15 protein-coding genes and 2 tRNA genes are annotated in these 13,220 nt (G+C 35.4%); 12 read left to right on the forward strand and 5 right to left on the reverse strand.

Going from position 1 to position 13,220, the window contains the following annotated elements; genetic code table 11:
• Positions 1–419 precede the first annotated feature (419 nt).
• The gene (locus RHOW815_RS00560) at positions 420–1,013 is read right to left on the reverse strand and encodes a 3'-5' exonuclease (RefSeq protein ID WP_215216437.1); all 594 of its coding nucleotides are present in this window, start codon (positions 1,011–1,013) and stop codon (positions 420–422) included.
• Positions 1,014–1,259: 246 nt separating this feature from the next.
• Here RHOW815_RS00560 and nusB point away from each other — a divergent pair, with 246 nt between their 5' ends.
• Genes nusB through RHOW815_RS00580 form a run of 4 tightly spaced genes read left to right on the forward strand, consistent with a single transcriptional unit; the run spans position 1,260 to position 4,561 of the window.
• A complete protein-coding gene (gene nusB, locus RHOW815_RS00565) occupies positions 1,260–1,670 on the forward strand; it encodes a transcription antitermination factor NusB (RefSeq protein WP_215216438.1) in 411 nt (136 codons plus the stop codon).
• A complete protein-coding gene (murB, locus tag RHOW815_RS00570) occupies positions 1,664–2,536 on the forward strand; it encodes a UDP-N-acetylmuramate dehydrogenase (protein ID WP_215216439.1) in 873 nt (290 codons plus the stop codon). Before nusB ends, murB begins: the two co-directional genes overlap by 7 nt.
• Entirely contained in the window at positions 2,523–3,335 is an 813-nt protein-coding gene (locus RHOW815_RS00575) for a PHP domain-containing protein (protein ID WP_215216440.1), read from the forward strand. The genes murB and RHOW815_RS00575 overlap by 14 nt, the downstream gene beginning before the upstream one ends.
• 5 nt (positions 3,336–3,340) lie before the next feature.
• Positions 3,341–4,561, forward strand: coding sequence for a bifunctional folylpolyglutamate synthase/dihydrofolate synthase (locus RHOW815_RS00580; RefSeq protein WP_215216441.1), 1,221 nt, complete (start codon positions 3,341–3,343; stop codon positions 4,559–4,561).
• Here RHOW815_RS00580 and RHOW815_RS00585 read toward each other — a convergent pair.
• Positions 4,504–5,313, reverse strand: coding sequence for a hypothetical protein (locus RHOW815_RS00585; protein WP_215216442.1), 810 nt, complete (start codon positions 5,311–5,313; stop codon positions 4,504–4,506). The two genes, RHOW815_RS00580 and RHOW815_RS00585, sit on opposite strands and share 58 nt — an antisense overlap.
• 265 nt (positions 5,314–5,578) lie before the next feature.
• Positions 5,579–6,160: a tRNA 5-(aminomethyl)-2-thiouridylate-methyltransferase MnmM gene (gene mnmM, locus RHOW815_RS00590; RefSeq protein ID WP_215216443.1), complete on the reverse strand. Its 582-nt coding sequence runs from the start codon at positions 6,158–6,160 to the stop codon at positions 5,579–5,581.
• Between the two features lie 150 nt (positions 6,161–6,310).
• Between mnmM and RHOW815_RS00595 the strand changes: the two genes are divergently transcribed.
• The 8 genes from RHOW815_RS00595 to RHOW815_RS00630 all read left to right on the forward strand — a co-directional run bounded on the left by RHOW815_RS00595 (position 6,311) and on the right by RHOW815_RS00630 (position 11,297).
• Positions 6,311–6,384, forward strand: a tRNA-Val gene (locus RHOW815_RS00595).
• 8 nt (positions 6,385–6,392) lie between these two features.
• Entirely contained in the window at positions 6,393–7,682 is a 1,290-nt protein-coding gene (locus RHOW815_RS00600; RefSeq protein WP_215216444.1) for a threonyl--tRNA ligase family protein, read from the forward strand.
• Positions 7,683–7,880: 198 nt separating this feature from the next.
• Entirely contained in the window at positions 7,881–8,453 is a 573-nt protein-coding gene (gene infC / locus RHOW815_RS00605; protein ID WP_245397576.1) for a translation initiation factor IF-3, read from the forward strand.
• A 17-nt stretch (positions 8,454–8,470) separates the two neighbouring features.
• Positions 8,471–8,668, forward strand: coding sequence for a 50S ribosomal protein L35 (gene rpmI / locus RHOW815_RS00610; protein ID WP_215216445.1), 198 nt, complete (start codon positions 8,471–8,473; stop codon positions 8,666–8,668).
• Between the two features lie 39 nt (positions 8,669–8,707).
• Positions 8,708–9,064 carry a 50S ribosomal protein L20 gene (gene rplT / locus RHOW815_RS00615; protein ID WP_215216446.1) on the forward strand — a complete coding sequence of 119 codons (357 nt, stop codon included), beginning with the start codon at positions 8,708–8,710 and terminating at the stop codon, positions 9,062–9,064.
• Between the two features lie 62 nt (positions 9,065–9,126).
• Positions 9,127–10,149: a phenylalanine--tRNA ligase subunit alpha gene (pheS, locus tag RHOW815_RS00620; RefSeq protein WP_215216447.1), complete on the forward strand. Its 1,023-nt coding sequence runs from the start codon at positions 9,127–9,129 to the stop codon at positions 10,147–10,149.
• A gap of 38 nt (positions 10,150–10,187) precedes the next feature.
• Positions 10,188–10,272: transfer RNA gene (locus RHOW815_RS00625), tRNA-Ser, on the forward strand.
• A gap of 440 nt (positions 10,273–10,712) precedes the next feature.
• Positions 10,713–11,297, forward strand: coding sequence for a thymidine kinase (locus tag RHOW815_RS00630; RefSeq protein ID WP_215216448.1), 585 nt, complete (start codon positions 10,713–10,715; stop codon positions 11,295–11,297).
• Here the strand turns inward: RHOW815_RS00630 and tgt are convergent.
• Together tgt and RHOW815_RS00640 are read right to left on the reverse strand one after the other, a co-directional pair.
• Positions 11,280–12,407, reverse strand: coding sequence for a tRNA guanosine(34) transglycosylase Tgt (gene tgt / locus RHOW815_RS00635; RefSeq protein ID WP_215216449.1), 1,128 nt, complete (start codon positions 12,405–12,407; stop codon positions 11,280–11,282). The two genes, RHOW815_RS00630 and tgt, sit on opposite strands and share 18 nt — an antisense overlap.
• Positions 12,391–13,038 carry a queuosine precursor transporter gene (locus RHOW815_RS00640; protein WP_220017842.1) on the reverse strand — a complete coding sequence of 216 codons (648 nt, stop codon included), beginning with the start codon at positions 13,036–13,038 and terminating at the stop codon, positions 12,391–12,393. The genes tgt and RHOW815_RS00640 overlap by 17 nt, the downstream gene beginning before the upstream one ends.
• Positions 13,039–13,220: the final 182 nt, after the last annotated feature.

Consider the following 13,220-nt stretch of genomic DNA (forward strand, 5'->3'; position numbering starts at 1 on the left):
ATTTTCCTAAAACACAAAGCTTTTTAGATACGACTTCCAAGGATATGGAAAGGGTGGAAACTTATACTAAATAACAGACCTAGAAAGGCTCTCAACTTCGAAACTCCACTAGAAGTGTTTAGGAGATTATCTACAAACATGCTATGCTCGGGTGCACAATAGATGTTTTTTCAAGTATTTATATGTTCTTTTTTGTGCACTTCGAGGTTGAAAGGGCCTATTATTAAAAATGCTATTTTTGCTTAAACGATAGAAATATCTACATTTATTCAATTTTGTATACATTATTATCATTACGGAATTTGTTGGTCAAGTTTTGCTTTAACCAATTAAAAATCAGTAACATACAGTAAAAATTTGAACCCATTCATAGCTTAGGTGAGGATTATTAGAAAATATATCTTGGGAGCTTTAGTTTTTTAAACTATGTACTTGGGAAAGCCTACAATTGATTTATAGCATAATAGAAGGTGTAGAACACCATTCATAGCTCGATGCGGGTGCTGTTCACCTCTGAGAGAATACGCCTTTGCAATAGCATCCTTAGAGCAACCTGTTTCCCAGGGAAAAAGCTTTAGACCCATTTTTGCCTGGCGTATTGCTTCTACCCAATACATGGAAGCCAGATCTAACCAGTGATAAGGAAAGAGGAGAGCTTCTTGTAATTCAGGATCGATGAGATAAGAAAAAAAAGCTCGGTCAAAAGAGGGATTTTGACAAATAAAAACAGCTTTGCCTCGGGTGATTTGGTTTTTAGCAAAGCAATCTTGTATTTGTTGAGCCACTAATTGAGAAGGTAACCCTTGACGCACCATTTGCCAATTGAACCCATTAACTTCTAGACTTTTAAGATCACTTTTTTGCCAATCTTCTAGGCTGATGCCAATTACTGACTCAAAAGAATCTTTGTAAGTACCTGTTGTAAGGTTCATTATTTGAAAAGCAATTTCTATGATTTTATGTTTTTGTGGGTTTAAACCATTGGTTTCTGTGTCTAAAAAAATTCCTAACACATTAATCCTTTTAATTAAAAAATTAAGAACAGTCGAGGTTAACAAGAAAAGTAAACAGATTCAATAAGTATTTTCTTTGTACATAATATTTTATTTGATATATCCCATTTAGTTCTAAGAGAAAGCAATTGAGGTATTAAGCCCCTATAGGGCATTATTTTTTTAACTCTTTTAAAGAATGGTAGCAAACTAAGTAATCTGTTACTATAGATGATCTATTATTTTACTCCTAAAGGTCGATCATCCATGATTTCTCCGCATAAGTTTCGAGAAGTTGTATTTCAACTCCTTTATAGTGCTGATTTTAGTCAATGTCCAATGGAAGATATAATGCCTATGGTTATGGAAAAAGTTACTGTTACAAAAAAAGTGGTTCGTGAAGCATATGCTATGCAGCAGCTAATTACCGCTCGAGAAGAGGAGATAGATGCTATGATAAAAAAGCATGCACAGAATTATCAGGTAAATCGTATACCTAAGGTTGAACATAATGTTTTGCGTCTAGGTATTTACGAATTGCTTTATTGCCCAGATCAGCCTTTTAAAATAACCATTTCCGAAGCCATTCGCTTATCTCGTAAATTTGCTACAAAAGAATCAGCTAATTTTATCAATGCTGTTTTAGATAGCGTCTATCAATCTATAGAACCATGTTAGTATTTCAATCCGGGAAATTATTAAAAGATTATACAACCATCCAAATAGGCGGCCCAGCAGATGAGTTTATTGCAATAGATTCTATAGAAGGGATGCAAGAGGTTTTGCATTATTGTTTTACATGCAACCGAGATTTTTTCATTTTAGGTAAAGGCTCAAATTGTCTATTTCACGATGATGGATTTAAAGGACTTGTTATTTTAAATAAAGTTGCTTTTTGCTCATTTGAACAAGAGGTTGTATCTGTGGGTGCAGGCTATAGTTTTTCTTATTTAGGAACTCAAACAGCAAAAAGGAGTTTATCCGGCTTAGAATTTGCTTCAGGAATTCCAGGCTCTGTTGGAGGAGCAATTTACATGAATGCAGGAGCCTCTTCTTTTGAAACAGCAGATTGTTTGCAAGAGGTTACATTTATTGGACAAAGCGGTAAAATAGAGGTTTTGTCCCGTGACCAGATGGACTTTTCCTATCGATTTTCTTCTTTTCAAAACCGCAAAGGAGCAATTGTAGCAGCAAGGTTTAAGCTAACTAAAACAGAAGATGTAAAGAAAAAACAGCTTGATCTGATAGGTTATCGAATCAAAACACAGCCTTATAAAGATTTATCAGCGGGGTGCATATTTCGTAACCCTGATAAGTTATCGGCAGGGGCTCTTATTGAAAAATGCGACCTTAAAGGCGCTTGTATAGGAGATGCAGAGGTTTCCTTAATGCATGCAAACTTTATCATTAATAAAAAAAAAGCAACCGCTAGTCAAGTCTGTACATTAATACAACTTGTCCAACGGACAGTAAAAGAAAAAGAGGGGGTTGATCTAAAGATGGAAATTCTTTGTATCCCATATTGCTTAGATGTTTCGCGCTGATTTACATTGCCATACAACCTGTAGCGATGGAACAAGTAGTCCTGAAGAGTTGCTACATCAAGCAAAAAGTATTGGCCTGCAAGGGCTGTCAATTACAGATCATGACACAACCGCTGCTTATACGACTGCCGCTCCTATTGCTAAGAAGCTTGGACTCCTTTTAGGTACCGGGGTAGAATTTTCTTGCAGCTTCGAAGAACAAAGCGTTCATATATTAGCTTATGATTTTATTTTATCGAACCCCATTATTGAAACGCTTTGCAAAGAGCAACAGTTTAATCGAACAAAGAGAAATCAAGTTATTTTAGAGAAATTGCAATCTAAAGGAATTTTCATAGAGCAAGAAGAGCTAAATAGCTTAAGAGGAGTTCTCGGACGTCCCCACATTGCGCAATTAATGATAAAAAAAGGTTATGTGAACTCCATACAAGAAGCATTTACTCTTTATTTAGGAGATAATAAATCGTGTTTTTATCGAGGAGACTTACTTCAAATAGAGGAGACAATACATTTAATTCACCGGGCCCAGGCAAAAGTTTTTCTAGCTCATCCGCATCTTCTTTTGTCGCGATCTATCTTTGTAAAAAATCTATTCAAATTACCCTTTGATGGAATAGAATGCTATTATGCAAAAATTTCTTCTACCCAAGAAAAAAGATGGGTTAAATTAGCTAGATCTAAAGATTTATTAATAAGTGGGGGATCTGATTATCATGGGAATATAAAAAGTTATTTGCCTTTAGGTTGTTCATGGGTAGATAGAGATACTTTCTTTTCGATTTTTCAAAATATATTATAAAAAATATGTCTAATTATAAAAAAATGCTTAAACAGCTTTTAGAAACGCCTTTATTAAAAGAAAAGCCAAGCACTCTAGAAAATGTGCAGTCTTTGAATAGAGCGCTTTCTTACCCTACAAGCACGTATTCTACCATTCACGTTGCAGGAACCAACGGAAAAGGTTCTGTCTCTATGAAAATAGCTAAAGCTTTAGAATACTGTGGTTATCGTGTTGGATTATATACTTCACCTCATATCCATTCGCCTCGTGAGAGAATTTGCATTAACTCAGAAATCATTTCTGAAGAAGAAATGGTCTGTGGAGCGGAAAAACTTTTTAATGTGTGTCAAAAGCTAGAATTGAATCTCTCTTTTTTTGAATATATGACCTTTTTAGCTTTTGAATTTTTCTGTGAAAAGCGTGTAGATGTAGCAGTCATTGAAACGGGACTGGGTGGTAGGTTAGATGCTACCAATATATTATGTCCTATTCTTACGATTATTACCTCTATTAGTAAAGAACATATCCAATTCTTAGGTCAAAATTTAGAGAAGATAGCTTTTGAAAAAGCGGGCATTTTAAAACCTAAAGTTCCTGTTGTTTTAGGGCCTAGAGCTCGTTTTCAATCTATTTATAAACACGCTTGCGCTTTGCATTGCCCAGTTTGTTATGTAAGTAAATTTTTTCATTTTTTTGATGAAGAAAACAGTGAAATTGCTAAAAATGCCTTAGAGCAACTTAAAACCGATTTTATTTTAAGTCAAAAAGCCATAAATCAAGCTCTTATTTTACGGCCTAGTTGTCGTTTTGAAATTTGTGGGGATATAATTTTTGATGTAGCGCATAATCCAGAAGCTATATTTTATCTCTTGCAAGCGTTGCACTATTTTTTCCCCAAAAGGAGCTTACGTTTTGTAGTAGGCTTTTCAAAAGATAAAGATTATGAAAGCTGTTTAGAGCTAATAGCACCTGTTGCAATACATATTCATTTAGTCCAGGGAAGCTCTAGGTTAGTGTCTACAAATGAACTCTCTTTTGCACTAAAAGATGCGCCTTCCTCCTTTTACACCTGCCATCAGAGTATAGAAGAAGGAGTTAAGGCAGCTTTTAGCTTTGCTTTTCAAGCAAATGAGTTAACAGTTGTCTGTGGTAGTTTTTATATTATGCAAGAAGCTAAAAGCGTTGCTTATCCTATAAAAGCCTTTGATTTAAATATGCAAGGAGCGCCTATTGCTTTTTCTTGATCTAAAATTTCAAATAATTCCAAGAAGATCTCATTAACTTCTTCTTTAGAAGGAACTCCTTCATGTGTACCTACCAATTCCCGAGCGGTCCCTATTAAACATTGAATGGTTTCAAAAGTATTTTCAAAAATGTTTGTATTTAAGAATTCCATGTTTTCACGCACACGTTTTTTATATTCCTCAGGTAAAAGATTAAAACGATGTTTTGCCTGGCTGTTCTGATCGTTATATAACAGGGCTGCAATTTCAAATAATTCTTCTATGTATTCGATGTAAAACCCTAGATAAAGCAAGCTTTTTTGCTTAGAAAACCAGTTCAAATGAGAGAAGTTTTTATTTTTTTTGAGATTTTTTTCCGCTTGTTTAAGAATCACTTTGGCTTCTGCAACTACCTGCCTATCAGCAACAGCAGGGCGGTGATGATATTCAAAATCGTGAATCTGTTGTTTTAAAATGCGTATTGCTTTACGGGTAACATGCTCTTTTAGTTCTTCAGATCTGTATCTGATTAAACTAATTTCTTGTTCCACTAAGCGATCTTCAAGTTGTCTGTATAGGCTGATAAGAATTTCTTTAGAGTGCTTAGCAAAAGAAAGATCTATTTGATATAAATTTTGAATCTCCTTTTCTATAGCAGCTAGCTGCTTAGAAAAATACTCGTATGCTTTAGGGGAAATAAAGCAACGTCCGATCTCTTCAGAAAGAGATTGTAGCTTAAAATGTAAGCTTAAATAAGTAATTTTTTGTGTCATATTAATTAATTGTTTTATTTATTAATCTTAATTAAGTGTAATTAACCGTACGCTTGATTCTATTTCTAAATTATTTAGAAATCAATGCTAATAAATATCTTTATTGTTTGTTGTTAATTATTTTTTCTTTTGTGGTTTTTTCTTTTTTCTCTATATATCTCTTCAATAAAAGAGATATATTATTATTTTTAATATGTAAACTTTTTTATCATTTTTTGCTTTTTGTTTTAGCTAAAGAATAGACAAGAGAGATGCAAGAAATGATTTAATAACTATTTTTTTTTTGAATCAATAACAAAGAAGCAGACGCGTATTTATTTGGCCAGGAATGATGGCAAATCACATATTGAGAAGGAGACAATTCTTGTGCTTTCTGTAACAATAAGTTTTGCTCTCTAGCGCCTTCTACATGACCTGGGTAGCAGCAAATAGTAATTAACCCCCCTGGCATAATCAGTTCAAGAGCGAGCTTAAGACTTTTTAGCGTATCTTCTGTAAAGGTAGTGATTTTTTTATTGCTGCCTGGAAGATATCCCAAGTTGTATATAATTAAGCGGATAGAGTATTTATAGGCAAGAGAAGGGAAACGAATATGCGATGTACAAAATAAATGCATTTTTTTATATTCGTCTTCTTGTAAATGATTTTTTAATAAAGTAGTGGTATTTTCAATGGCAATTTGTTGTTTATCTAGGCCAATAACCCCGCCTAAAGAAAGCTTCCCTAGCTGCAAAGTATCTTTGCCATTTCCGCAAGTTGCGTCAATGGCCCAATCTCCTGGTTGTAAGACTATTTTCCAATAAAAGCGCGCCAATTCTAAGTGGGAGTGCAGGGATAGATAAGTCATAAAAATCTTTTGAAAAAAGCAAATGGTTCTTCAGTATAAATCCAAAAGGAAATTCGATCAACTATATTTAGTAAAATGAGTTGTTTTAAAGAAGTTGATTAGAATTCAATCATTTCGGTATCATCTTTAGATATCTAAACTTTTATTAATGGGGTATTAGCTCAGTTGGTTAGAGCGCCACGTTGACATCGTGGAGGTCGGCTGTTCGAGTCAGCTATATCCCAAGCTTTCTATGTCTAAAAATAACGATATAATTGAAAATCAAGTAAATTCTCTGCTTTTAGCAGCAGCAGTTGTAGAACTATTTCCAAAAGCGCTCTTGGTAGAAGGCCAGGGGACAGAGACTTGTTTTTTTTACGATATCGTTTTTCCTTTTGATTTTGAACCCCATCTTATAGGGGTTATTGAAGATAGAATGAGGATGATTTATAAAGAAGATAGGGTTTTAAGATTTCTTGAGATGACACCTCATAATGCTGCTTTGTGGATGGAGCATCAAAAACAATATCTAATCGCTAAAAAATTAAAAAAACACTTCTGTTCTTTAATAATCATGGGGCAAATAGGAGAATTTGCTACATGGGTTCCTCATCTAAATCTTCCCACGAATAGAACCCCATTTACAGCAAAATTAAAAGAATCTTTTTTAGTTTGCTCTTTTATCCCAAGGCTTGTTCGGATTGTTGGCATAGCAAACAGCTCTTGCAAAAAAAAGCGTTTATTTTGGCAGGAACACAATCATCTTCAGCTAGTTTGTGATATGCAGCTTTTTATGCCTTTAGAAAACCAGAAAGGATGGGTTTGGCTATCTAAAGCAGAAGCCTTAAAAGAGCTTTTGATAAACTACTGGAAAAAAGAATCCATCAAGGAGAATATGGAATTTATCACCTCTCCTTATTTGCTAGCTCCTGCTAAGAGCTTTGATCCTGTAGTTGCGTATCATAAGCAGGTCTTTCAGACTTCTCAAAAAAAAATAAATAGGTTAGGAGAGCTTGCATGGGTCATAAATCCAGATTCTAGCGATATGCAGCAAGGGCTTTTTCAGTCTTTTTGTCATTTGACTGATTTTACCCATCTCTTTTGCTCGAAAGAAAACTTATTAAAAGAGTGTATTTCTTCCTTGCAATTCATTTTAAAAATCCCTAAAATCTTGGGTTTTGAGTTCGAAATTGTTTTACGCGGTTCTTATAGTAAAATTAGAAAAAAAAATGACATGCATTTATCTATCATGCAAAAGGCCTTAAAGAAATTGCAGTTAGAGTATCGTATAGAGAAGAAAGGTCATTCTGATTTTATAGAACGCATAGAAATACATATTGCAGACAGCTTAAAAAGATGGTGGTGCGGACCTTTTTTAAGCCTTTTAAAGAGCGATCAAGAAGCAATTCTTCTACGCTCTATGTTTGGTAATTTGGAAAGAATGGTAGGATTGCTTGTTGAGCAAACAGGAGGCAAGCTGCCGTTTTGGTTAACTAGTGAAAATGTACGTGTTATTGTGGTTGATGCTGAAAGCAAGTTATAAGCCGAGACGGTTCGCTCGCAATTAAGCCGAAAAAGCATTAATAGATGATTAATATTAGCGTTTCTTTAGCACAGCGTTTCTATAAGGCAATTAAAGCACATATTTCTTATATTGTGTTTATTGGCAAAAAGAAGCGGTTAACAAATATGCTTACTTTGCATGAGTCAGGCTTAAATCAAGAACAGAGCATAACATTAGATGCTTTGTTTACACGGATACAAATGGCAACTGGGGGTAAGAACTCTGAATCTGAGAATCAATAGAGAAATTCGTGCTTTAAAAGTGCGTGTAATTGATAAAGAAGGAAATCAATTAGGGATTTTGTCATTAGCTGAGGCTTTGACAAAAGCAGAGCAAATGGGACTGGATTTGGTGGAAATCGCTCCAAATGCGGCTCCTCCTGTTTGTAAAATTATCGATTATGGTAAATATCGTTATCAACTAACAAAAAAAGAAAAAGAACAAAAAAAGTCGCAGCATCAGGTTAAAGTTAAAGAAATAAAGATTAAGCCAAATACAGATGATCACGATATCATGGTAAAATTAAAACATGCACGTGACTTCATCTCTAAAGGGAATAAAGTTCGAATTACTTGTACATTGCGCGGTAGAGAAATGGCGCGACCTGAATATGCACAAAAAGCGGTTTTAGGAGTGTGTGAAGCTCTTATCGATGTAGCCACCCCTGAATCTCCGGCTAAAATGCTTGGGCGTAGTTTATCAGTTGTATTAGCGCCGGGGACTGCAAAGAAAAGCAGTAAAATAGTTTAAGAATAAAGAGGTAAGCTATGCCAAAAATGAAAACGAAAAAAGCAGTAAGCGCCAGGTTTAAAGTGACGGGAACAGGAAAACTGGTTCGTCGACGTCCTGGATGCCGTCATATACTGACAAAGAAATCTTCCAAACGCAAACGCAAATTACACCGCCCTACATTAGTAGATCAAGGGCAGGTAAAAATGTATGCTCGTTTAATGGGAGTGGGGTGAGTTACCCTTTAGAATTTAAAAAAATAATGGAGAATCTATATGGTTAGAGTCACAAACTCTGTGGCTTCCAAGCGTTCCCGCAAGAGACTATTCAAGCGTGCTAAGGGATTTGTTGGAGACCGCAAAAATCACCTTCGTTTGACAAAGGACGCCGTATTATCAGCAGAGGCTTTTAATTATCGTCATCGTAAGCTGAAGAAAAGAGAATTCCGCAGCTTATGGATTACTCGTATTAGTGCAGGGGCAAAGATAAACGGGATTTCTTACAGTAAGCTCGTTCATGGCATGTCACTGGCTAATTGTCGGATTAACCGCAAAAGACTTGCTGAAATGGCAGAAAGCGATCCTAAAGGATTTACTGCGATTGCAAATGTTGCTAAGCTTGCATGTTGTTAGGTTTTTATTTTTTCTTAAAAGCGCTTGTTTATAAACAAGCGCTTATTTAGAAGGATTTTTTTGTGCGCGATACAATTTCTTCTATTCAAAAGCAATTTCAATCTGATTTATCACAAATTAAAAATAGCAAAGATGTTGAGCTGCTGAAGGTAAAATACCTTGGAAAAAAGGGTTTGATCCAACACATAATGCAACAACTGAAAGAGGTTTCTAAAGATCTTCGACCTCAAATAGGAAAAGAGATTAATGATCTTAAAGAAGAAATCTTACAACTTTGTCAAAACGGACTTGAAAGCTTTCTAAACGTAGAACAAACCAAACGTTTATCTGAAGAAAAAATAGATGTGACAATTCCTGGAAGAAGGAGATTCATCGGCAGACGACATCCACTGCAATTAACCTTAAATAAGGTTATAGATTTGTTCTGTAATATGGGTTTTTCTGTACAATATGGTCCTGATATAGATAGTGATTACTACAACTACGAAGGATTAAATTTTCCTCCAGATCATCCAGCTCGAGATACGCAGGATACTTTCTACATTACAAAAGATCTATTATTGCGCTCACATACCTCTAATACGCAGCTACGTGTAATGCAAGAAAAAACACCGCCTATTCGAATTATTGCTCCAGGAACCGTTTATCGCAATGAAACAATTAGCAGTAGATCACATGTGTTTTTTCATCAAATAGAAGGTTTGTATATTGATCGCAAAGTCACATTTGCAGATCTATTAGCTACGATGGACGAATTTTGGAAAAAGCTCTTTGGTCCATCTGTTCAAACACGCTTTCGCCCTAGTTATTTTCCCTTTGTAGAACCAGGCCTTGAAGTAGATATTGCTTGTACTTCCTGCAAAGCGCAAGGGTGTAGATTGTGTAAACATACAGGCTGGTTAGAAGTTGCAGGAGCCGGTATGGTGCACCCACAAGTTCTTAGGAATGCGAATATTGATCCAGAAGAATATTCCGGATATGCCTGGGGAATGGGTATTGAAAGAGTCGCTATGCTGCTTTACGGGGTTAAGGATATTCGATTGTTTACCGAAAACAATTTGCGGTTTTTAAATCAGTTTGCTTGAAAATTAAAACCTATTCGTTATACTTTTTAAATCCTTAAGGAGGAGTGGCAGAGTGGCCGATCGCGGCTGTCTTGAAAACAGCAGTCGGGCAACCGACCGTGGGTTCGAATCCTACCTCCTCCGTTTTTATAAAGCGTTAATAGTCTATGAACATATATTAAATTTATTATTTAAAAAATGTACGCCGACTTAAAAAATTCATTCAATAGCCCAGCAATCCAAACAGTAACAGTCCATTCCAATATGTTACCTTTCTTTCCCAGCGCACTGTATGGCGTTGCAAGCATGTCTTTAACTAAGAAATTGTTCTTTCCAATATCCAGCGCTGCTTTTTAAGGTGAGAGATACCTTGTTGTATTTTATATCCCTTGTTTTGGCGCACCCATGTAATATTTATTTCATAATGTTTTCTTTGATGCTAAATGTTCATAGCATATAGTGGTTCCGATTCAATATATGGAATTCATTTGTTGTTTCTAGGGTTTTTATTCTAAAAAAATAGAGCGGAAATTCTCTAAAATCCTGTAAATTATGGAATCAGGAAACTTAAAAGAGAGTTCAAAATGGCAAAGCTGTATTTTCGCTATGGTACTGTAGGGAGTGCAAAGACATTAAATTTATTAGCCGTGGCTCATAATTATAGAAGCCAAGAAAAAAAAGTTTTGCTGATTAAGCCAAGGATTGATGATCGATTTGGTCAAGAGCAGATTAAATCGCGAGCTGGTCTTGAAATGAAAGCAGATATTTTATTAGATGAAAATACAGCGCTTTTAAAGTATAACTGGGAAGGTACTAGTTGTATTTTAGTAGACGAGGCTCAATTTCTCTCTGCTTTACATATTGAAGAGCTAAGACACTTAACCGTTACACAAAATATTCCTGTGATTTGTTACGGATTGAGAACAGATTTTCGCGCACAGTTGTTTGAAGGGTCTTTGCGTTTAATGGAATTAGCAGATCGCATTGAAGAAGTAAAGGCAACTTGTCACTATTGTCATTCTAAATCCATCATGAATTTAAGACATGTAAATGGACAAGCTTGTCTAGATGGTCCTAGTATTCAACTAGGAGCGGAAGAATCTTTTTATCCCACTTGCTATGCTTGTTATATCGAGCAATTATCCTTTATTTCAAATGTCGTTGTGTAAAATTTTAGTACGATAATTCTGCATAAGTTGAACCATGAAGTGCAAATTGTGGATGGTGGCTAAAATCATACAGGTAGCTTCTTTTGCCTTAAATAAATGATGTAGATAAGCTAAACTGAATCTAGTACATGTAGAGCAAGAGCAGTTTTTTTCAGGTGGAGAAAACATGTGAGCATGAGAGTTTCTGCCAATTTTTACATGCCCTTCTTGAGTTAATAAAATGCCGTGACGAGCAGCCCTTGTGGGATAAGAAGAGTCAAAAGTATCAATTCCCATGGGTACGCACATTTCAATAGAGGTTAAATCTCCAATTCCTAATAAATGATTGGGCTTTTCAAGCGGCAGGTGTGACATAGTAGAGCGTAGAACCTCAAACATTTCTTGTTTGGTTCTGCCCATACTTCCTCCAATAGCAAAACCATCAAAGGGGAGCTTTGTTAAGTAACAGCAGCTTTTTTCTCTTAAAATAGCATCAATGCCACCGTGAATCACAGCGTATATCGCTTGGTTATTAGGGTTTTTTAAATGTGTATGTAAAGAGCGCTCTTCCCATCTATGCGTACGCGCTAAGGAAGCCTCCAAGGCATTTTTCTCGATATGATAAGGAGGGAGTTCATCGAGGGGAATAATAATATCAGCACCTAGGTCTTTTTGCGCTTCAATCGAGCTCTCTGGAGTGAGTAAGACTTTTTGTCCATCGCGATAGGAACGAAAAATTACACCTTCTTCAGAAATTTTTAATACATGCCCTGCTTGTTTTTTAGTCCCTTTGCCTTTTAATTCATCTGCGATAGAGCCATAGGCTAAGCTAAACACTTGAAATCCACCTGAGTCGGTGATAATGGGTAAACTGCGATTGATAAAACTATGCAACCCTCCAGCTTGTTTAACGATAGAAGTTCCTGGTTGAAGCAATAAATGGTAGGTATTGCAAAACATGAGCTGCAGACCTATCTCATGGACTGCTTGATTGTCAAGAGCCTTAATAGTCCCATTTGTACCCACTCCTACAAAGTTAGGGGTATCAATGATTCCATGAGGAGTATAGATTTTTCCTATTCTAGCTTTAGATGTAGTAGAGGTATGAATGAGTTCAAAGCGAAATGTCATGAGAGTCTCTTGGGGTTTGAGGAATCAACCATTTTATACAAGCCGTTAGAGGAGCTAATAAGGCAATGATGATAATCTTTACAAAATAACTGACTAAGATAATATCGGTTAAACAGGCAACAATACAAAAGAGACCTAAAAAAGAAAATAAAACGGTATCAAGCAGTTGTGCAATTGTTACGCAAATAGCATTGCGCATCCAAAAATGAATAGAGAGTTGCTTTTTTAAAAAGCCAAATAATCTTATGTCTAATTGCTGAACAATCATAAGAGTGGTTAGTGAAGCCAATAGCAGCCTGGGCGTTGGTGTTAAGATTTGAAGGAAAGCAGAGTGTGTGGTATCAAATGCAGAGGGTAGATAAAATAGGTGTATTTGAGACATTAGAGTAAAAAAAATCATAGCAAAGAAAGATACCCAAATGGCTTTTTTCGCCAGTTCTAAACCAAAATATTCCCTTAATAAATTTAAAGAAAAAATGCTGCCAATAGCAAAAACATCGCTGCATGTGATTTCCCATCCAAACCAAGAAATTTGTTTGATAACAAATAGATTAGCAAGAACTGCTTGCATAGCAATCGATGCAATTACTGCTTCTTTACCTAATTTTAAAGAAATTAGGACAAATAGCATTACAATCAAAAGGTGTGAAAAGAAAAGAATTTCGTTCATTAAAACTAAAAAAGTTAAAGAAAATAGAATACCATATTTTGGTAAATAAATAAAAGCCTTGTGCTTATTAAAAATAGAAACACTGATATTTTATTGCTAAATTTAGATTTTTTAGATATATCTGACCTATTTTTTATTATTGG

This window comes from Candidatus Rhabdochlamydia sp. W815 (genome assembly GCF_018642185.1).
Classification (GTDB): Bacteria; Chlamydiota; Chlamydiia; order Chlamydiales; family Rhabdochlamydiaceae; genus Rhabdochlamydia; species Rhabdochlamydia oedothoracis.